The following is a 21830-nucleotide window of genomic DNA, read 5'->3' on the forward strand; positions in this document are numbered from 1 at the left end:
AAGGATGGATATAAAATGGGACTAAACAACGCACTCAAATTACATTTTAATATAACACCTAGTCAACTAATAAAAATCGCTATCAAGCGTAAAGAGGTTCAACTTTCTTCTGGTGGCGCGATAGTAGCGAAAACAGGTAAATATACAGGCCGTTCACCTAAAGATAAATTTATTGTTAAAGAACTTGCCTCTGAACTTGCAATTGATTGGAAAACAAATCAACAAATGACGTCAGCAAATTTTGATCTTCTTTTAAAGGATGTTTCTAATTATCTAGAAGAAAAAGAACTATTTGTATTTGATGGGTTCGCTGGAGCCGATCAAGCATATCGTCTACCTATTCGAATCATTAACGAGTATGCTTGGCATAATTTATTTGCTCATCAATTATTTATTCGTCCAACAAAAGAAGAGTTAGCTGTACACAAAGAAGATTTCACTGTAATCTGCGTTCCTAATTTTGAAGCTACACCTTCCATTCATGGAACAAATTCCGAAACTTTTATTGTGATTAATTTCGATAAAAAAATCGTATTGATTGGAGGAACACAGTACGCAGGAGAGATTAAAAAATCGATTTTTACTATAATGAATTATCTTTTACCAATTAATGATGTTCTTTCTATGCATTGTTCTGCAAATAAAGGATTAAATGAAGATGTTGCTTTATTTTTTGGTTTATCAGGTACGGGAAAGACCACTCTCTCAGCAGATGCTAATCGTATGTTAATTGGTGATGATGAACATGGTTGGTCAGACAAAGGTGTATTTAATATTGAAGGTGGTTGTTACGCAAAATGCATCAACTTATCAGAGGAAAAAGAACCAGAAATATTTCGCGCGATTACTTATGGATCTGTTTTAGAAAATGTCATAATCGATCCTCATACACATTTGGCAGATTATAATGATTGTAGTTTAACAGAAAACACACGAGCAGCTTATCCGATCCATAACATTCCGCATGCTCTTAATCCGAGTACGGCAGGACATCCAAATGTTATTTTCTTTTTAACAGCAGATGCGTTCGGTGTTTTACCACCCATTTCTAAATTATCAAAAGAACATGCCATGTATTATTTTCTTTCAGGTTATACCAGTAAATTAGCTGGAACTGAAAGGGGCATAACAGAACCAGAAGCAACATTTTCAACCTGTTTTGGTGCACCATTCTTGCCATTATCACCTAGAGTTTATGCTGAAATGCTTCGAGAGAAAATTCGGAAACATGACGTGGATGTTTATTTAATTAATACAGGTTGGTCAGGAGGCCCTTATGGAATAGGCGAACGTATTTCCCTTTCCCATACTCGAGCGATGGTTACAGCAGCTATTGAAGGTCAATTAGCACATACAGAATTTGAAATGGAACGGAGTTTTGGTCTTAACATACCTAAAAGTTGTCCTAATGTACCATCTGAAATTCTTAACCCCCGCAATACATGGAAAGATAAAGAGGCTTATGATATCCAAGCAACAAAATTAACAAATCTATTTCGGGAAAATTTCGAGAAGTTTTTATAAAAATCATAAAATAAAGGGTAAGTGGAGAAAAACGAGTCGTTTTTCTCCACTTACTTTTGTATATTTTGATTTTTCCCCAAGGGAATGTTATCTATCCAGTAACATTAGCTGTAGTCTAACCATAGAAGATCTTCGGGAATGCCTTGCTCCATATTTAACAGAGTGCTTTTCTTGTTTTAATTTGCAATGTACTATTTTATCTTATTCAACAAGACCTCTAAAACAACTTGCCATGTAATTTTTGAACTTGATCCCTTAATTGTTTGTTTTCTTCTTCTAGTGCCTTTATTCGGATTTTTAATGTCTTAATTAAACTATCTTCTGAACGAAGGTTTTTACTCTGTTTACGGGGAACTAATTCACTTATTTGCATCCCTCTTAATGTCTCTATTCTAGTTCTAATGTCTTTTTGTTTGTACAGCCATGACTTTGAAACACTTGCTTTTTGTGCAACGGAATTAAAATTAATCTTCTCTTTTTTCAGTGCCATCTCTGAAATTGTCTTTTCAACCCTAATTCTTGTCTTCTCCGACTTTTCTTTGGATAGTTGAATTATGGCAGTTGTGTTACTCTTTCTAGTCATCTTAATTCGTCTCCTTTAACGAATGAATAATTTGCTCTAATCTATTTTTAACACGTTCGTTAGTTTCAACCTGACGCTGCCATTGGTTCTGTTTAGCCCTATTTAATATTTCTTTAGTTCGGTCTAAGTGCTCTTCATGTTCATTTAGAAATTGTTTACTTGTACAGAAGTTCGTACAATCTAAACAAGCATTTGCGTGAGGACACGGTCCCGCAATTACTGGTAAACGACAATAGCCATTAGGAAGTGCTTGTGCATTGATATTTTTTTTAAACCATTGAAGATCTGTATTGTCAGCTTCAGTATTTTCTTCGGTTAAATCCAGAATGCTACCGCTATTCGTCACCAAAGTTTCCTTAAACTTTATGAACTCTTTCTTTAGAGTTTCATCAAAAATATGGGCATATCTTGCAGTCATTTCTGGTGATTCATGCCCTAAGAATTTTTGAACAATATGCTGTGGCACTCCGTTGTTTATCATTCTAGTGCCAACTGTATGCCGAAAGGCATGAGCATGAAATCGGAAAATCTCTCCTTTATTATCCGTTATCTTTTCTTCATAAGCTAATTTATTTAATTTAACTCTAAAGGTATCTTGCTTCAATGGAGAACCATCTTTCCGTGGAAATACATATACACATCCATCGTCAAGTTCATAAGCCACTCTTTGCTCTTGAACCAATATCAATGCAGCAATTTCTTTAGAAATAGGAATGGTATGTTCTTTCTTCATTTTCCACTGATAATACTTTAAAAAGCAATCCCCTTCTTTATCTGTTATGACACTCCCTTTTTTCAATGTACAAAGTTCACCGATACGCATTCCGCATTCTTGAAGTACCATAACCATTGCAGCCATATAAGGTTCCAATTTATCCAATTTAACATTTAATTGTTCAAGGACATGTTCATCTATATAACGTGGTTGTGCCTTCGGCACTTTAGGATAATCTTCTCGAAAGATAAGGATTTGGGAAGGCGAATCCTTCCAATCAAACCTTTGAAGTGTAGAGAAAAAAACTTCTAAAGTAGATATTCGTCCAGTCGCAGTACTAGGTTTTAAACCTTTTAAATTAATTTCATTTAAATATTGCTCAACTTCATTCCTAGTTAATTGATGAATCCTTCGTATGCCTTCACAATTTGTATTTATAAAATTAAAAAACTCTCTTAATTTTGACGCCATATCAACTACATGGGAAAAGCTACGTGTATTTAACATTAACTTACAATATCGCTTGACGATTTCTTTAAAATAATCATTTTCAAAACCCTTGAAATTGATTGTATATTCGTAGGACGTTGGATTTATCTTATCTTCCGGCAATGAAAGTTTTCTTAGATCCCAAACATCTTTATCCCATTCTTCACCATCAAAATAGAAATCCTCATAGAACTCCATAAACTGTTTTAAATTAGTAACGTAGTAGGAGTTCGCTTGCACAGAAATTTTATTTTGATTTATATCAAGCTTGTAATTTTTAGTCGTAGATTTTATTCCTTGTTCTACTAAGTAAGTTCGGTATTCCGTCAAAGCTTTTACTATAGGTACTTCAGTTATAGAGGTAATATCGGGATATTTTAAATTTAAAAACCCCAACATTCGACTTATCACTGTTCCTTTTCTAATCCAAACAGTTTTTGCACTCCAAGTTCCATTATTTAAGAGAACATAATAAAAGTATTTTAATTCTGTTTTTAACCAGATGTTTTCTACTTTATCAAAATTTACCCAACGATTTCTTAACGAAGGATTCTTACTTAACTCTATCGCACTAGGATGTGGGCAAATTCTTATATCCCATCTATCTGCTGCCCAAAACCCTTGTAAGACACTAGTCATATCCGCTATTTTTTTATTAATCTCTGTGTTAGTGACGAGCTTTCGATTTGTTGCAACGCTTGGAAATTTCATTTTTTATGTTTCTCTCCCTTGGAGATACGCTTTATATTCATTTTTCATATCTTGATCAGAAAGATGAACGTATGTATCAAGTGTTGTTTGTACATGTGCATGACCTAACCTTTTTTGTACGTAAGCAGCATCCCATCCACTTCTAATGAGTTCTGTGGCATGCGTATGACGCAACATATGGGCAGTGAAGGTAATCCCTGTCCGTTTCACCAATCGCCTTATAAGATCTAATACACTTTGATATTTTAGAGGTTTCCCAAAATAAGATTCTTTGAGATTTATAAATATATAATCATGCTCCAAATCTTCCCCATATTCATGAACTAAATAATCGGTGTATAAAGCCATTAATTCCTTGCTAACATCGATTGTTCGTTCTTTTCTAAGCTTAATATAAGCCCCATTTTCGTTGTGATCTCTTGGCATGATATTAATCTGATTATCCCAAGTAGAAATATCTTCGATACGAAGGGATAATACCTCTCCTACCCGAAGTCCTCCTTCATACATAAGCATAATAAGTAACTTATCCCTTTTTGTATGACACGCATCGATTATTGCTTTAACTTGTTCGTGTTCTAATACTTGTACAAGTTTCTTTTTGACCCTAAGCTTTAAAATATTTTTTTGATAAGATTTACCTTTAGAAATATGGTGAAGAAACCCCTTGAAATTTCTTCCCCTCGCTTCTTTAGTCATATCTATAGCTTTAAAATCTCCTGTACGATTTAAATACTCTAAGAAACTAGTTACAGCATTAAGTATGGCATTAACAGATGTTTCTTCTCTTTTAGCCTTCTTTGGTTGTAAATCTATTACCTTTACCTCCCCCGTTGGATTTCTTAACCATCCCACAAAGTTTGACATTTCCTCGAATTTCAAATCTTCTAATCTAATTCCTCTTTGGCTCATAAATTCATAAAACAGCTTGAGATGATAACAATATGTTTTAATCGTATTTGGCGCTTTCCCCGTATTATCCAAGTACTTTATATATCTCTTAACCGGTTCTACCACTTCAAAATTTTTGTCTAATAGTATGTATAATGGATATGATTTTTCCTCAACAACTACTTTTTGAACTTTCATTTCTCCACCACCTTTAAATACCTTAACTCCTATAAATAATACCTATATTTATTCATTAGTTAAAGTATTGAATTAAAAAAATCCTAAACTTTAAGTACTTAGAGTACTCTAGTTTAGGATACTATGTTTATGGGATTACCGGAGGGATGATTATGTGCACAAATTATCGAGGCAGCTGAACGTTTTACAGCTTCGCGGAAGATTTCCCTCGGGTGCACAATAGAGGCATTAAGAGAGCCAATAAATATTGTTTGTTTATGAAGAATTTGATTTTTGACATTAAGGAAAAGTGTTACGAAATGCTCTTGGTTTAATGAGGTCATATCTGCCATTAAATAGGTAGCAGCGTCTTTCGGGGATCGTATAGTAAACTTGTCGTCTGTCTTTTGCTGAGATAGACGTTTACCAAGTTCGACTGCCGCAAGTAGTTGGACAGCTTTAGCTTGGCCAATACCTTTAACAGCAGTTATTTCTTCTATGGAAGCATTTTTTAATTCTTGGATTTGTTCAAAATAGTTGAGGACACGATTGGCGAGGTGAAGAACCGATTCCTGCTTCGTTCCGGTACGAAGCAGGATTGCGATCAATTCTTGGTTAGATAAACTGGAAGCGCCTTGTCTAACTAGTCTTTCTCTAGGACGATCAGATACATGAACATCGCGTATCATCAAAGAAGGTGGTAATTTAGTATTCATGTATTCACCACACGCTCCACTTCTATCAAGCTCAGTGACAATAACGCCCTAAACAAGCGACTGATCGGAAGTCCAATGACATTATTATAATCTCCCTGGATACTTTCAACGAACAATCCACCCATCGTTTGAATTCCATACCCCCCTGCTTTATCTAAAGAATCTCCCGTTGCCACATAAGCATCTATTTGATCTTCAGAGAGTTCAAAAAACTTTACAGAAGTAGTTTCAGCAAAGCTTACAGAAATATTCCCCCCATAAATAGCAACTCCTGTTGTCACTTGATGGGTATTTCCAGATAGTTTTTGAAGAAATGTTTTTGCTTCCGCATTATCTTTCGGTTTCATCAAAAACTCATTTTCAAAGCTTACAATTGTATCCGCAGCTATGACAATTGCGCTGGGATTCTCCTTTAGGATTGCAGTTGTTTTGCTAATGGCGATATTCCTAGCCACTTCTTCTACCGAAAGATTTTTTTCCACTATTTCCACCGCTCCTGAAGCTATCACTTCAAATGGAATACCGAATTTAGCAAAAAGCTCCTTTCTCCTAGGTGACTCACTAGCTAAAATAAAATGGTGATCAGATGTTAGTTTCATTTTATATTCCCCCTTTTCAATAGCATACAAAACTATTGAAAAAATGGAAATTGTGTATAAAAAACAGCAATTCAATTCTTCCCCCTAAAAAGGCATTAAAAATTCAATTTTATGCAATTGTTCGTCGAAGCATAATGGGAAAAAACATGCATTCTCAGAATAGATGGAGAGTCAGAAAACGCTGATATAGCTTGCACTATCTCCATTAAATCAGCTGGATAATCTTCTTTTTTAGCAATAGACTCAAAGAAATTTTTAGTCAAATTCTCTTGTTGTATTAAATCTATCACTTTTTTCACTTTAGGATCATCACACGTATTCGTTGAAACATACAAACTTTTCACAAAGGTAGGCAGCACCTCAGCTTCTTGCGTCGGTATCGTCGTAACATACAAATCACTCCACACAAAAAACTCATTCCCTACCTGAAAAACACTTGCTTTAGCAAGAGAGGGCTGAGAACCAATAAAGGACATCGCGCTATCTTTGGAAGTGAACATGCCATATTGTTTCGCTTGAAACGGAAGAGAGTTCCCCTCCACTTCACTTGTGGCTTCCACCTTATCTTTCTCATCGGTTGGAGTCGTAATTTTGATTTCTTCACTTTTTACTTTCTTATCATTCGCTAAGTTTAATATTAATCCGAACAATAGTACTCCAACAACGCCAATGATCAACCCTTGCACCCCTGCTAGTATTACTTTTTTTCGCGTATTACTGCGTCTACCAATTGGCATAGAATCACCTCTTTTTCATAACCTTATCACGAAGATTATAAAAAAAGACGAGACCCATGTCGGCTCGTCCAAAAAAGTTATCGAGTTAAAAAAACAAATTCACATACCAATCGACAAGCGACTCACCATAAAAATACACAATAATAGCGGCTATCGCTATCGATGGTCCAAATGGAATCGGTGTTTTTCTACCTTGTTTCGTTCGTCTCAAAGAAATAACACCAATAACCGTACCGATAATAGAAGCAAGGAATAGAGTTAGTAAAGTCGGAACCCATCCTAACACCAAGCCAATAACAAAGAATAACTTAATATCTCCTCCGCCCATGCCACCTTTAGACACAATCGCAATGAGGAATAAAACCCCAAACCCAACAACCGCGCCAACAATACTATCCCACCAAGTACTAAGTGGTTCAAATACGCGCAACACGATTAAAGGAATCAAAAAGAATAATAGAATTTTATCCGGAATAAGCATATACGCAATATCCGACACTGTAATAATAACTAAGAGAGAAATAAACAATAGCGCAACTACTAACTCCAATGTGAAGCCTAGCTGATAATAAGCAAAAGCAAATAATAGTCCAGTGGCTAGTTCCATTACCGGATACATCCAATGAATCTTCGTCCCACACCCACGGCACTTTCCTTTTAAAAATACATAGGAAAAGACAGGCACCAAGTCTTTAACCGTCAAATTACGATCACAAACCGTACAATGAGAAGGTGGCCGAACAATCGATTCTCCTTTCGGAACGCGTAAACCTACCACGTTAAAGAAAGAACCGAAAACTAGGCCGTATAGTAAAAATAGTACTGCATAGACAATTGTCATATTATTTCACCATCACAGTTCTTCATAGTAGTAGAAAGTAGTTACTTGAATTTCTGCTGCAATCGTTTCATCCGAGTCCATTTCGTAAAACTGTTCTTCCCCAGGCATCGAGAAACTTAATTGGTCTACTCGAACAATACGTTCCAATGCTTCTAGCTCTTCGATAAACAGTTTGAAATGATCATAGTCCTTTGTTAATACAGAAATATTAAAAGTAAGTAACCTTAACTGCGGTGGAAGGGCGATCCCTGCTACTGGGGAAACGGGAGTTTCGGTTTCAGTAGTTGCTTCGGTTTCTGTAGTATCAACTGTTGTTTCAGTCGTTTCTGTTGTTTCCACGCCTTCTTCTGTTTCTGTCGGTGCAAGTGCCGATTCAGCAACAACCCCATCATAATTATTAAAGTCGATGGACTCAACGATAGATTCACTCACTAGTTCTATTTCTTCAATCGAACGTAATAATTCATCCAAGCCTCGAGTAGGAGGAACTTTTTTCATCAAATCAAATGCATGCTCTTCCGGCTTGTCTTCCACTACAGGACCAACCAATTGTTCTTGTAGTACCGCAATCTCACTTTGAACGGTCAATACAGTAGATTCTTTGGCGTCTTTTTCTTCATTTAATGGGTATATATATAAATAATAAATCGCCCCAAGGATCAACGCTACGAATGCAGCTATTACTAAAGTAGCTGTCCTCTTATTACTCATTAAATCATTCATGGACGAGCACCCCCTGCACTCAAATAAGCTTGATCCATAATAAGTGTAAACGTTGCAGAATAGCGAGATTGCACATCAAAATTAGTCTTCGCACTATCCACAGTGTCTTCTGTGTTACCTGATGGTTCAAAAGTAGAAATTGATTGCACTTGGACATCTGTAAAATAGGTACTATTTAATAAGTTCTCTACAAATACGGAAAGATCATTCATCGTTTCGAAATCTACGACTAGATCCACAGCTGTTTCCCCAAACTGATAATCTCTTAAATAGGTGTTCTCTAGTATTAAACTATGTACTTCATCTATTAAAGGGCTTATGGGATAGGAAACACTCTCCACAAATGTTACTGAATTAGCAAGTGTGCCTTGCTCTTGTTGTGCAGAAGCAGATGAAGATACTTGGGCAACTAACCCTTCTCGTTGTGCTACTAACTGCGTTTCTTCCGAACTTAAAGTACTAATATCCTTTTTTAATGAAAATAACTGAATGCTTAAAAATAATAAAAGGACACCAAATAACACAACACCTAAAATAATGACAAGATTACTAGACTGCTTTCGTTCAATTTTAGGTAATAAATTAATTTCTGGAACCATTAATTGACCTCCTTATATACAAGACCAATAAGTGGAATATGTCTAGACTTCAACTGAGGATGTAGTGATTGAACTTCTTGATCTCCGAAATAAGTAATAGGAGTTTCATAGTTTGATCGTATTTCAGATAAAATATGATCAATTTCCGGTGAGTCTCCTAGAACGATTAATTCATCTACTGACTTTTCTCCTTTATAAAGAGAAAAACGATAGAAGTTTAGAATTCGGTCTATTTCCGCAATTTGATCGACTAATTGCATACGATATTCTGCTATTTCACCATCATAGGAAAACTGCACTTCCCCGTCATCTATTTGTTGACTTTGCCATTTATTCATCATCGTGTCGATCGTTTGATAACGCAGGAATTCTATCTTTCCAGGCGTATAAATACAAATCGAAACACCTGCAATCGACCAATCAGTAATTAAGTAACTCTTGAGATCTGCAAAAGTCTTCAGTGTTTCTAAATAGCGAATCGTCGATAACGTACGAACATCTGCGACAGTTGGATTTAAGGACACATCATCTAATAAACCAGCCAATTTACTCACTTCATCGGATGGAGCAGCAAAAAGCGTCGCTTCCCCGTCATCCGGTTTTTCATCATACACATCAATAAGGGGATTAGCAAAAGGCAAGTGAATCGTACGTCCAAGCTCCATCTCAACATAGGCTTTTAACTTAGCCGTTACGACATCAGCAGGATGTTCAAATGACTTCATCATCACCAAACTATCGGGCACAAAAAAACGCACATCATGTTGTTTAACACCCCATGCAGGTACAAGCTCTTTCAATTCCTCAAACAAAGCCATCTCATCTCGTATCGTATCGCCTTCAATGATTCCAGGTTTTAACGGATGTTCATACACAATGGCTTGTTTTATATCTGAGCTGTTCATCACAATTGCTCGGATGACATATTCATTCACTTCCAAAGCAACAAAACGATTCTTTTTACTTTTGAACATAGCCAGCACCCCCCTTAACTTTCTATCTATTTCTATTGTAGATTAGTTTCACGTTTCAGGAAACGAATTGTTCGTTTGCTCAAACGTGAAATTAAGAGAATACAGCAGACTTGGGTCTGCTGTATAATAAATTATTGATTCATAGCTTTATTAAGCGAAATTTCTGTAATAGTATCTTTAGCATTACCTGGCGTAAATCCAGGATCAGGGGTTGCTGCAGCAACTGTAAATTTACTAGTATTTTTTATATTCACTAAATTTGCGTATTTTACAGTCCAAATACCTTTAGTTGTAACCGGCGAAGTGCCAGTAGTAATAGTATCCACTGTTTTAGTTACTGCGTCATTTGTAGTTAATGTAATACCATCTACATATGGCTTAAGTTGGTCTGTAGTACACTTATAATCGCCAACTTTATCGGAGCCGGCTGCTGTTTTGATTTCGGTACAAGCACCATCCGCAACTGCTAATTTTGCTCCAGAAAGAATAGTTGAAGCATCAGCTAATATTGCTTTGTCTCTTGAGTTAGCAATTATATTCCCAATTGCAGGTGTAGCAATCGCAGCAACAATAGCAAGGATTACGATTACCGCTAGAAGCTCGATAAGTGTTAAACCTTTTTCATTTTTAAATATTTTCATGAATTTTTTCATTTTATTATTCCCCCTAGAATTTGTTGTTAAAATTTCGTTCGCTGTTTCATTCATCATTGTTTTCATGACTTATCACCTCCTTAAATTGAAAACAATGTATCAATTTTTCCTTGGCGTAATTGCGTCCAGATATTGAATCGTACTAGCACGATTCACTCCTTTCAAAATCTGTGAAATCCGCCGGAGGCTGTAACTCACTTCAGTATTTACTGAAGTAAGTTATATCTGTTCATACATACTAAACATCGGCAACATAATCGCCATAACAATCGTTCCTACTACTCCTGCTAAAATCACAATCATGAGTGGTTCGATGAGTGATTTTAACGAGTCTACTGTGCGGTCTACATCGTCTTCGTAAAACACTGCAATTCGTTCTAACATATAGTCAAGTGAACCTGTTTGCTCACCAATTGCAGTCATTTGGGTTACTAAAGGCGGAAAAATCCAACTTTTTTCTAATGGTGCTGTTAGGGTGCTTCCTTGCTCTAGGCTTGTCCGTGATTCACGCACTACTTTTGCAACTACTGGATTGCCGATCACTTTCTCCACGATTGTCAGTGCTTGTAAGATGGGCACTGAACTACTGAATAGAGAGGATAGTGTACGTGTCATTCGAGCGATTGCTGACTTTTGAAGCAATGTCCCGAATATAGGGATTCTCAACAGAATCATATTTATAGAGAAATTAAATGCTTCATTTTTTTTATAAAAATAGTTGAATACGACAACTAAGACTACAACTAGCGGAATGATAATATACCAAGAAGACTGAAGTATTTCACTAAAGCTCATGACTAATTTTGTAATCGTAGGTAGTTCGGCTCCCATTTCATCAAACATTGTCACAAATTGTGGGACAACCGTTAACATAAGAACACCAGCTACTACTACTGTCATAATGAGTAAAAAAATGGGATATACCATCATTGACTGTACTTTCTTTTTCAAGTTATATTGCTTTTCAAAGGAAAATGCTAATCTTTCTAAAGATTCATCCAAGTTCCCTGTCACTTCTCCTGCGCGAATCATATTAACAAATAGTGGTGGAAACACTTTCGGATACCTGGCTGATGCATCTGAGAATGACAATCCAGATTTTACATCTTCCGCCACTGATTGCAATGCTTTTTTTAAAGGTTTACTCGCCGTTTGGTCTGCTAGTATTCTAGTAGATTCTAATATAGAGACACCAGCTTTTATAAGTGTTGCAAACTGTCTACTATAAACAACGAAATCTTGGTTTTTCACCGATCCCCCAATAGAAAGCTCTTTGTGCAGAAGACTTTTCGACTCTTCCAGTTCCCTCGGGTTTATCCCTAGTCCACGAAGTTTCGTAATGGCAGCTTGTTTATTGATTGCATCTACCGTACCTTTTTTTACTGCTCCATCCGTAGTTCGACCGTTGTATTTAAAAACAACCATCAATACTCACCTACATTCATAAATGGTTTGGCAGATTCCAATGAAACTTTCCCTGTTGTTACCAAGTTTTGTATAGACGATTCAAGCGTATGCATTCCGAGCGCACGGCTTGTTTGCATGACGTTTTGAATTTGGTGTACTTTTTCATTGCGAATAAGGTTAGCTACAGATGGTGTTTGTACTAATATTTCCGTCGCAGCTACTCTACCTTTTGCATCGTGTCGAACAAATAACCGTTGTGAAATAATTCCTTGTAGCACATTCGCCAGTTGAATACGAATTTGCCCTTGTTGATGTGGTGGAAATACATCGATGATTCGGTCAATCGTTGTGGGAGCACTACTTGTATGCAGTGTCGCCATAACTAAGTGACCCGTTTCCGCTGCCGTAATCGCAGTGGAAATCGTTTCTAAATCTCGCATTTCCCCAACTAAAATCACATCTGGATCTTGCCTAAGTGCAGCACGTAAACCATTTGCGAAGCTTTGCGTATCCTCTCCTACTTCACGCTGATTGATCACCGATTTCTTATGCGAGTGTATATACTCAATTGGATCTTCTAGCGTAATAATATGCTTCGATGACGTTGAGTTAATGTAGTCGATCATCGCTGCAAGCGTCGTTGATTTCCCCGACCCTGTTGGACCTGTTACTAAGATGAGTCCTTGGGCTTTATCGGCAAGTGTTTTTAGTACATCCGGCATTCCTAATGTTTCAATCGCCGGTATTTTAGCATCTATCATACGAGCAGCAATTGCTATATATGTTTGTTGATGGTAGGCATTTATCCGAAAACGGCACAGACCTGGTAATTCATAACTAAAGTCCAATTCACCTTGTTCTTCAAATTCTTCCATTTTATGGTCAGGTAAAATTTCTTTTAGCATGGCTCTTGTATCAGCTTCATTTAATTTGACGTCACCAAAGTTTTGTAACACACCGTTTATTCGAAATACAGGGGGAAGTCCTACCGTGATATGCAGATCGGATGCTCGGTCATGATACGATTTTTGTAATAAGTCGATTATCGAAATTTCCATCCCATCCACCTCAATCAATTGTTGCAACACGAAGAATTTCTTCCGTTGTAGTTAATCCCTCTTGTACTTTTAATAGGCCATCTTCTAACAAATTATAATAACCATTTTCTTTCATATAGTCTCGAAGAGTTGCTGAGCTTTTCCCAGTTAAAATTGCATCTTTGACAAATTCATCCACAGCAAGTATTTCATGAATGGCTAAACGTCCTCTATAACCCGTATGACTACAAGCAGGACACCCTTTACCTCGTCGTACTTCCTTTATCTCCATACCGTGATCCATAAAAATAGCTTTTTCACGGTCATTTGGCATTTGCATGTCACTACAATCACGACAAACTTTTCGAACTAAACGTTGGGATAAAACTCCTACTAATGAAGAAGAAAGTAAGAATGGTTCTACTCCCATGTCTTTCAAGCGTGCAACTGATTCAACGGCACTATTTGTATGCAATGTACTAAGTACTAGATGCCCTGTTAAAGAAGCACGAACAGCAATTTGCGCCGTTTCTAAATCACGTATTTCCCCAACCATCACGATATCTGGATCTTGTCGCAAAATAGAACGTAGACCAGTTGCAAATGTCAATCCTACTTCTTCGCGAACTTGAATTTGGTTAACTCCGGCTAATTGATATTCCACAGGGTCTTCTACGGTAATAATATTGACATCTTCCCCGTTTAGTTCGTTTAGTCCTGCATACAAAGTAGAAGATTTACCCGAACCAGTTGGACCTGTGATTAAGACAATTCCATTCGGTTTTTTTATCATATTACTAAATGTTTGGTAATTTTTTTCATTGAATCCAAGTTTCGCTAGACTATTAAGCGCACTACTCAAGTCTAAAATACGCATAACTACTTTTTCCCCGTAAATGGTTGGTAACGTAGAAAGACGGATATCAATTGGTTTCATATTCACGTTAATTTTAATACGACCATCTTGTGGCAATCTGTTTTCTGTAATATTTAAATTACCTAAAATTTTAATACGAGCTAATATAACATTTTGCATATGTTTTGGTAGCGCACGTTCTGTTTTTAAGACACCATCTACGCGGTAACGTACTCGAAGTTCTGTTTCTTGTGGGTCAAAGTGAACGTCACTTGCACGTTGCGCGACACCGTTTGCGATAATCTGATTCACAAGTCGAACAATCGGCGAATCTTCATCCGTAATTTGTGTGTCATTTTCTATGTCTAGAGGAGTCAAATCCATCAATGCTTGATCCATGGACTCTTGCAGATCATAGTATTTCGAAATTGTGCGGAACAGGTCATCTTTCGCAGCGATACTTGTTTCAATTTGACATCCTGTTGCCATCCGAACTTCTTCAATGGCAAAATAGTCCATTGGATCGGCCATAGCAATCATTAATTTGTTTTTTTCCTTACGTATCGGCATAATATTCGCTCGTTTTGCCAATTCTTTCGGAACTAATTGAATAAGCTCGGGTTCAATCGCAAATTGGTTTAAACTAACGTGAGGAATCCCTAATTGAAACTCAAGTACTTCTATTAACTGTTGTTCGGTTAGTAGGTTTTCTCTAATGAGAAAGTCACCAAGTTTTTCGTTTCGACTTTTACTAGATAATGCATAGTCTAATTGTTCGTTACTTATAACAAATGATTCAACTAATAAGTCTCCTAAACGTTTCCTCGCGTTTGCTTTCATCTACGCTGCCCCCTTTCTTTGTTAATCATTTGTATTTGAATCGATAATATTTCCACCCTTGTCGTACTCAGTCCCAACAGGTAGTCCGGTCTCTTCGTCTATTTCTGGGTCTGTTTTTGTTCCTGTTGTTCCGTCTTTATTTGTGCCATCGACATTAGCTTTTGAATCCGTTTCTGTTGATGGTTTTGTAACTACATCTGGGAACCCGTCTCCATTAAGATCTATCGCTAAGTCTGGGTCTGTTACAGTCGGTGTTTCGGGTACTACAGATGACTTCATAATAACTTGATTGGTTGGCGGATAATAATCTGAACTTATTAACTCATCTTTTTCAAAAGGGCCTTTCTTTTCAGAGATAGTTCGGTATACAGAAACTCGCACCCCAGCTTTCCCTTCTTCTAAAAGTTTTTCTTGTCCTGCTTTTAACGTAGCAGAATACCGGTATATAGTGCGGGGCTTAATCTCTACTTTATCGACCACCCGGTAAGTCGCTTCCGTGTCTAATGGAACTGAGTAAATCTCTACTAATAGGTCAGTTCCTTTAAGCTGCATTTTCAAGACGATTGGAGCACTATTTGTATGGATAAATTTTAAATCTTTATTCGTATTTTTACGTATTTTCGCTTCTATACCCGGTTCCAGATAGTTTGGCATGATCCCTTGCGAATGTCGTTCCACTACTTCAACATTCGTTTGGAGTAATACACTATATAAAACCGAAGCAACGAAATCGACACTTTCTTTATTTGCATCTACATTTATTTCCTTCAAACCGTCTAACAAAGAAAATATTTCTCCACTTCTAATCACTCGTTCATTTAAAGCTGAGGCAATATTCGTTAACCCATTTGAATTAACCACTATATTTTCTAAACTAAAAGCTATACGTTCAGTTTGAAACATGGATAAATCAAGTGCAACAGTTTCAATAGGTTCCATTGATAGAACGCCAACTTGATTGTTTATATTGGCAATGGTTTCTTCTGTATTTAATTGAGCGGTTTCTTCTATTAATGTTATTAGTTCTGGATTCATCGTAAACTGTACAGGAATATGAATAGTTGGAGCAGATTTCCAAAAAGCAAACCAAGGTGTAGATACTTGATTTTCATACTGTTCGACAGTTGCTTCGACATTAAAGGTAAACCACTCTGGATCTAGCGAAATATCTGTATTATTTCCAGTTAATAGTATTGGATTTTGCTTCCACTCTACAATTTCCGCGTTTAATAAAGAAATTATTTCATCCTTTTCAAACGACTCAACTTCTTGCCCACCAATAGTAGAACCAGAAACCTCCCCTTCTGCTTTCACTTGCTGCTGTAAAGGAGCGAAATTACCGGACCACATATAAAAAAGAAACGATGTTAAGATTACTAAAGCAACTGTTTTCCAAATAATTTTCACTAGTTCACTTCCTTTTTAATATCTCTCACTATTATCATAGTATAACTTGCATAAATTAATCATTTAATAGGTATTAAGGATCTATTTTTGTAAAATTTAGTACTTTAAGACTATTATATATATATATACATTTGAATATATCGGAATTTAAATTGATTCTTTCTACTTATTTATATATGATTAAGGGACCAATTACAAGAGTATAAAAGAACAAATTACATTTTTTTATGATTCCCTATATGTTTTACAAGTAGATTATGAGTTTCCTCACTACAAGTATGATAAATATAGGCATTAAATAAAAGAAGATGCTAAATGAAGACAAATTTCGCATCTAAAAAGGAGGATTGCTTAATGTTCCATAATCTTAAAAATAACAGTGGGTTTACATTAATAGAAATACTAGCGTCTGTCGTGTTGCTAACCGTAGTACTCTCCATGTTTCTATCAATCTTCCCACAAATGGCGAACACGAATAATCGTACAGGGGATAACTTGGATGCGGCGAATGTGGGAAAAGAAGTTTTAGTGAAAATGAAAAAAATGAGTTATGAAAACATTACTTCAAAGACAAATTTACCAATTGATAATACAACTTACACTAACAGTACAAATAATATTCAAATCAAAGGAACTTATGTAACTAATGTTGAAAATTATAATGTTGAGATTAATATAAATAAAACACATGATGTAGAAATAAATAGCTCTACTACCAGACTTCGTAGATTTAGTATTAAAATATTAGATGATCAAAACAAAAATACTCTTACAACCACTTATGGATATTTACAAAAATGATACTCACATTGAGGTGAAAATAATGAAAGAAATTTACAGTGAAAGAGGAATAACCCTAGTAGAATTGCTAGCTGCTCTTGCATTGTTCGGTGTAATATCTGCACTTATATGGAATCTCTTTTTTCAAGCGTTGAATTTTAACGATAGAGCAGTTACACAAAATCAGTTGCAGCAAGAGGCGAACTTGATTGTAAATACTATTCAAAGTAAGCATACCAAGGACACTATCACTAAAATATCAATCTCTAATAATATTTTAACCATTACTTATAAGGAAAGTACTCAGGATGTTTTTGACAAAAAAAATATAATTTATGAAATAGAAATTGACGACTTAAAACGTAACGACCCATTTGTTAATGAAGCGAAACCACCTGTGCTAGAATTCGAGTTAAAAGTAATATTAACTTCCAAACTAGATGATACAGTAAATTTTGAGACTAAAACAACCTTTAGTAAATTAGTAGGAAAAAACCAATGAAAGGAGATGTTTCATGATGAAATCAATCCAAAATGAAAAAGGTTACACTCTTCTACTTACTATAGTAATCATTGCAATAATTGTAATTTTCTTTTCTTCATTTGCTTTAAGTGCAATGAATCAACAAAAACAAGTGGAAAAAACGGATGAGAATTATGAAGTTACGGCTATCGCTGAGATGGGTGTGGAATATTATACTGCAGAGATACTAAATTTAGTGAGTCTTTATGTAGAGAAGACTAAAAATGAAGTAGAATATATCAAATCTAAAAATGGACTTTCAGCTTCCGAAAAACATAATGAAATAATAGTTGTTAATGAAAATAATATGAATAAACTAAGATTAAAGGTTAAGGAGCTATATACTTCAACAGCCAGCTTAAAAACAACATTGGATAGTTCAAATTTCAAATATTTTAAACTTCAGACAATCCCATTGTTTACAGAACAAGATTTATCTGTATTAACAATAAAGGTGACAGGAAACCTTATGTCAGAAAGTAAAGTTTTATCAGCTATTTATAATTTTCCAACTAACTTAGTAATAATACCAGCTAATCTACCAGCTAATCCATCAGTGGTAAGTGGAATACAGTTGTTAACACCTCCGAACTTTTTAAATACTATACCTACTCCTTTTCCACCCTCAAATGTTAAGGAATGTACGGAAGTGCTAATAGATTCTGAGTGCTTTACTAAAAGTTTATATGAACTTAAAAAGACTGCATTTGACAAAGTTTATTATGTTAAATCTAAAACTCCAAACTTAGATGATAAAAAGTTAAATAATAACAACTATGATATCAATACAATCTATTCAGATGGCGGTATAGAAATGGGGAACTTAAATAATAAATCTAATGATAAGAAAAATTTTTATATAGATGGAACTATAAAGTTTGGAAATTTAAATAAAGCTAGCGATATGTATATACAAGGAACAGGAACTGGTGATTTCTCTTCGGGTATTGGAATAGAAAAAAATATTTCAATTTTTTTAAATGGTTATGGAACATTTAGCACAGTTGATTCAAACAATACACCTGATGGTGCACAGGGGTTAAATTTATACTCAAAAGGAGCTTCTTTTAAAAATATAAATGGTTTAAAGAATAGCATTTTCGAAATAGTTGGCAGCCTGACATTTACCGAACCCGCTTCCTTCAAGAACTCACAAATCCATAGCACTGGAGTAACGACTGGGAAACAAATTGACGGTGATAATTCTAGTAAATTTTACTTTGATAATGGCTTAATTCTCAGTTCATATTTAAATGCAAAAAATCTTTCTGAGGTTTATATAAAAGCAACAGATACCCCTGTAAGTGCAAATCAAATTGAAGTAGATAATTCTAAGCTATTTTTAGATGGACCAATAAATTGGATACAGAATGGTTTTAATATAGGAAATAATTCAACTGTTTGTTTAAAAAACACTACCATATCCAATTTGAGAATGAATATTAAAGATCAGAATAGTAAAGTTCATATTTTAGGAAATTCAAGTAGTGATTTTTATTATAATACTTCATACAAAACTGCTATTTTCTATACAGATGTTGCGGCGTTCAACAATGTTTGCAAATATACAACCAACTCATCAACAGGTGGAAATGTCCCATTACCTCCAAGTTACGATCCAAATCCTCCCCTCCAAAAAGGAGAGTTTATTAAATCCGTAAATTATGAATAAATTTGCACCAGATTTGAAGATGAGCCGAGAAAGCGTAGCATTAACTTTCTTGGTTCTTTTCTTCTTTTCAGAAAATCTGCTGGCTTCAGAAATCTAACGTTCTTTATTTCCAGCTAACTCCTTGGTGCGCTCCTACATGCAAATTTTTTGAGGATTGTTTGTGGAGCGCTTTCTTGTTTTAGCCACAAATTGAGGAACATTTGAGTCTAAAACAGGGGCGGGACAAAGTTTCTCCTATGGATAGATATACATCCACCTCTGCTACACTCTCTTGGTTCTTTCCTTCTCTTCAGAAAATCTGTTTGCTTTTATAAATACCAAATGAAACAGCGACCTTTCAGTGTTTCAGACTGAAAATGAGATTCGTTTAAATCGATATACGCCATAATTGTCATTATGTGCAAATGGGGACTATTCTCTTGTTTTTTCACTTAGTCTAAAATATGTCGTATGGTACTATTACGTATTTTAGAAATTGGAGACTTTTCTTTTGGTGGGTTGGTATTATGAGTGGCATTTCTGTATTAGCCGCAAATAGAATACAAGTATTCTTTATAATCAAAAAAGAAGTTATCTCACAATACACAATGAGACAACTTCTTTTTATTTCACATACTCCGCAACCCGATTTCTACCCGCCTGCTTCGCTCCAATATACAACGCCCTATCGGCATTACGAAGTAGAGACATTCCTTCGTCGCTGTCTTCTGGTGCTGTAGAGACCCCAATACTTGCAGTAATGAATATTATTTCATCTCTTGTTATTTCACCTAAATCGAGTGGTACGATAAATGGCGTTTGTTCGATTTTCCGACGTAGTTGCTCGGCAACATTCATCGCCTGTAATTTCGAATAATTTGGTAAGAGAACTACGAATTCTTCTCCTCCATACCTTCCTACCGTTCCGTTTGAACCTATTTCCTGTTTAATAATATTTGCAAATTCCTGTAGGATAATATTTCCGCTATGATGACCATACGTATCATTAACACCTTTAAACTTATCAATATCCATCATGATTAACGACACGGTCCTATATGCTCCACTATTTAACTTCGATATATCCGATTTTAATTGGCTATCTAAGTATCTATAATTATAAATCTTCGTTAATTCACAGATTTCACTTTTTTCAACTGCTTCTCTTACATATCTGGCTTTCTCTAAGGAAACGGCAAAATATGAGCACAGCAAGTGAATAATTTTAAGTTGATATGGCTCAAATGCAAACTTGTCCCTTGCAGCTAATATTAGAACTCCCTCAATTTTCTGATTTCTGTAGATAGGTACACACATTACACTCTCCATATCATCAGCTAAAAAAGGAGGTCGCATATGATTCCACTCAGTCTGCTTGTTATAGAGAATTGGTTCACCCTTTTCATATACTTTACCAGCTAAGCTATATTTTATATCTTCATGCCCAAATTCCAACTCTTTGTTTTGTCCATCTTCTCTAGCTCGTAGTACAAAAAAGTTATCTTCTATATTATCTACAATATATCCAGCGTTTAATGGGAACATATTAGATAATCTTTTCAAGAACATATCTAAAATTTCATTCGTCGTCATGCGATCCGCAAGTTGATGGCCAAACTCACTTGCCTCATTTAAATCGGCATTTACTTTTTCGGAATCACTATACATTCTTATCAACAATGTAATCGATAACAAAGGTAAACCTAATAACCACAAGGCAGTTGTGCCTGTTGTGTTTTCAAACAGATACAAACCTAAACCAAAAGGTAATGTTATAAACAGACATGCAAATTCCCAGTATAAATCCTTCGAGAAAAATATAGGGTTCATATCACATAAATATTCTCTCATAAAGAGGAAAAGATGATTAATAATTAAATAAGATATAGCAAAAATAGATCCATATACAATTACATCTTTTAACATAATACTACCAGTTTCATAGCCTAAATAAATAACTAAAGAACCACTTAAAACAGAAAGAGAAAAGAACATAAACGAATTATAAAAATACTTAAATAAGGTGTCTCTAGATATTTTCAAATGATAAACTAATGGAATCATACATATCTGCATAGAAATTAGCTCTGCTAAAATCCCATATTTTAAAAAGATGGCTATTTGAACCCATATTACTAAAATAAATGTAGTTCCTGCTATGAAAAACGGAAAAATACTCGATAATAACGCTAACAGTAAAAAAGCCCCGTAACCTTCCCAATCACCAGGCTTAGTGGGGGAATATAAATACACTAAGAGAGTTCCAGCTGGAACAAATAATAGCCACAAAGCAGACATAATTCTTTGTGCTTTTTTCGAAAAATTCATCTGACTATTAATCTCCTTTCCTACTAAATAACTACTACTAAGTTCTCATTATACTTAAATTATTATATC

At 35.4% G+C, this 21830-nt stretch carries 19 protein-coding genes and 1 pseudogene; 4 read left to right on the forward strand and 16 right to left on the reverse strand.

From position 1 onward, the window contains the following. Positions 1–15 precede the first annotated feature (15 nt). Positions 16–1524: a phosphoenolpyruvate carboxykinase (ATP) gene (gene pckA, locus MKX39_RS11625; protein ID WP_340758913.1), complete on the forward strand. Its 1509-nt coding sequence runs from the start codon at positions 16–18 to the stop codon at positions 1522–1524. Positions 1525–1741: 217 nt separating this feature from the next. On the opposite strand, the gene MKX39_RS11630 is transcribed toward pckA, so the two are convergent. From MKX39_RS11630 to MKX39_RS11700, 15 genes and pseudogenes are all read right to left on the reverse strand, one after another. Next, the gene (locus MKX39_RS11630; RefSeq protein ID WP_340758914.1) at positions 1742–2107 is read right to left on the reverse strand and encodes a DUF6262 family protein; all 366 of its coding nucleotides are present in this window, start codon (positions 2105–2107) and stop codon (positions 1742–1744) included. Between the two features lies 1 nt (position 2108). After that, positions 2109–4022 carry a tyrosine-type recombinase/integrase gene (locus tag MKX39_RS11635; protein WP_340758915.1) on the reverse strand — a complete coding sequence of 638 codons (1914 nt, stop codon included), beginning with the start codon at positions 4020–4022 and terminating at the stop codon, positions 2109–2111. Positions 4023–4025: 3 nt separating this feature from the next. Further along, positions 4026–5111 (reverse strand): tyrosine-type recombinase/integrase, encoded by a 1086-nt coding sequence (locus MKX39_RS11640; protein WP_340758916.1) that lies wholly within the window; start codon positions 5109–5111, stop codon positions 4026–4028. Between the two features lie 131 nt (positions 5112–5242). Beyond that, positions 5243–5779: pseudogene (gene radC / locus MKX39_RS11645) on the reverse strand (RadC family protein); the annotation flags it as partial. Between the two features lie 23 nt (positions 5780–5802). Then, positions 5803–6405 (reverse strand): Maf family protein, encoded by a 603-nt coding sequence (locus tag MKX39_RS11650; RefSeq protein ID WP_340769646.1) that lies wholly within the window; start codon positions 6403–6405, stop codon positions 5803–5805. A 95-nt stretch (positions 6406–6500) separates the two neighbouring features. Then, on the reverse strand, positions 6501–7142 hold the full coding sequence (locus MKX39_RS11655) for a hypothetical protein (RefSeq protein WP_340769647.1): 642 nt from the start codon (positions 7140–7142) through the stop codon (positions 6501–6503). 85 nt (positions 7143–7227) lie between these two features. Next, positions 7228–7983, reverse strand: a complete 756-nt coding sequence (locus tag MKX39_RS11660; RefSeq protein WP_340769648.1) for a prepilin peptidase — start codon at positions 7981–7983, stop codon at positions 7228–7230. A gap of 12 nt (positions 7984–7995) precedes the next feature. Further along, a complete protein-coding gene (locus MKX39_RS11665; protein WP_340769649.1) occupies positions 7996–8706 on the reverse strand; it encodes a potassium transporter in 711 nt (236 codons plus the stop codon). Further along, on the reverse strand, positions 8703–9305 hold the full coding sequence (locus MKX39_RS11670; RefSeq protein WP_340769650.1) for a PilN domain-containing protein: 603 nt from the start codon (positions 9303–9305) through the stop codon (positions 8703–8705). Before MKX39_RS11670 ends, MKX39_RS11665 begins: the two co-directional genes overlap by 4 nt. Further along, the gene (gene pilM / locus MKX39_RS11675; protein WP_340769651.1) at positions 9305–10279 is read right to left on the reverse strand and encodes a type IV pilus biogenesis protein PilM; all 975 of its coding nucleotides are present in this window, start codon (positions 10277–10279) and stop codon (positions 9305–9307) included. The genes MKX39_RS11670 and pilM overlap by 1 nt, the downstream gene beginning before the upstream one ends. A 131-nt stretch (positions 10280–10410) precedes the next feature. Then, entirely contained in the window at positions 10411–10932 is a 522-nt protein-coding gene (locus tag MKX39_RS11680) for a type II secretion system protein (protein WP_340771431.1), read from the reverse strand. Between the two features lie 219 nt (positions 10933–11151). Next, positions 11152–12357: a type II secretion system F family protein gene (locus MKX39_RS11685; RefSeq protein ID WP_340769652.1), complete on the reverse strand. Its 1206-nt coding sequence runs from the start codon at positions 12355–12357 to the stop codon at positions 11152–11154. Further along, positions 12357–13397, reverse strand: coding sequence for a type IV pilus twitching motility protein PilT (locus MKX39_RS11690; RefSeq protein WP_340769653.1), 1041 nt, complete (start codon positions 13395–13397; stop codon positions 12357–12359). Before MKX39_RS11690 ends, MKX39_RS11685 begins: the two co-directional genes overlap by 1 nt. Before the next feature lie 10 nt (positions 13398–13407). Further along, entirely contained in the window at positions 13408–15072 is a 1665-nt protein-coding gene (locus MKX39_RS11695; RefSeq protein WP_340769654.1) for a GspE/PulE family protein, read from the reverse strand. A 21-nt stretch (positions 15073–15093) separates the two neighbouring features. Continuing rightward, the gene (locus MKX39_RS11700; protein ID WP_340769655.1) at positions 15094–16479 is read right to left on the reverse strand and encodes a VanW family protein; all 1386 of its coding nucleotides are present in this window, start codon (positions 16477–16479) and stop codon (positions 15094–15096) included. A gap of 354 nt (positions 16480–16833) precedes the next feature. On the opposite strand from MKX39_RS11700, the gene MKX39_RS11705 reads away from it, so the two are divergent. Genes MKX39_RS11705 through MKX39_RS11715 form a run of 3 tightly spaced genes read left to right on the forward strand, consistent with a single transcriptional unit; the run spans position 16834 to position 19454 of the window. After that, positions 16834–17280 (forward strand): PulJ/GspJ family protein, encoded by a 447-nt coding sequence (locus tag MKX39_RS11705; RefSeq protein ID WP_340769656.1) that lies wholly within the window; start codon positions 16834–16836, stop codon positions 17278–17280. Between the two features lie 22 nt (positions 17281–17302). Further along, the gene (locus MKX39_RS11710) at positions 17303–17761 is read left to right on the forward strand and encodes a prepilin-type N-terminal cleavage/methylation domain-containing protein (protein WP_340769657.1); all 459 of its coding nucleotides are present in this window, start codon (positions 17303–17305) and stop codon (positions 17759–17761) included. A 13-nt stretch (positions 17762–17774) separates the two neighbouring features. Continuing rightward, positions 17775–19454, forward strand: a complete 1680-nt coding sequence (locus tag MKX39_RS11715) for a hypothetical protein (RefSeq protein WP_340769658.1) — start codon at positions 17775–17777, stop codon at positions 19452–19454. A 603-nt stretch (positions 19455–20057) separates the two neighbouring features. Here MKX39_RS11715 and MKX39_RS11720 read toward each other — a convergent pair. Next, positions 20058–21761: a sensor domain-containing diguanylate cyclase gene (locus MKX39_RS11720; protein ID WP_340769659.1), complete on the reverse strand. Its 1704-nt coding sequence runs from the start codon at positions 21759–21761 to the stop codon at positions 20058–20060. Between the last annotated feature and the right edge of the window lie 69 nt (positions 21762–21830).

The sequence above is a fragment of the Psychrobacillus sp. FSL K6-1464 genome (genome assembly GCF_038003145.1).
In the GTDB taxonomy this organism is placed as follows: Bacteria; Bacillota; Bacilli; order Bacillales_A; family Planococcaceae; genus Psychrobacillus; species Psychrobacillus psychrotolerans.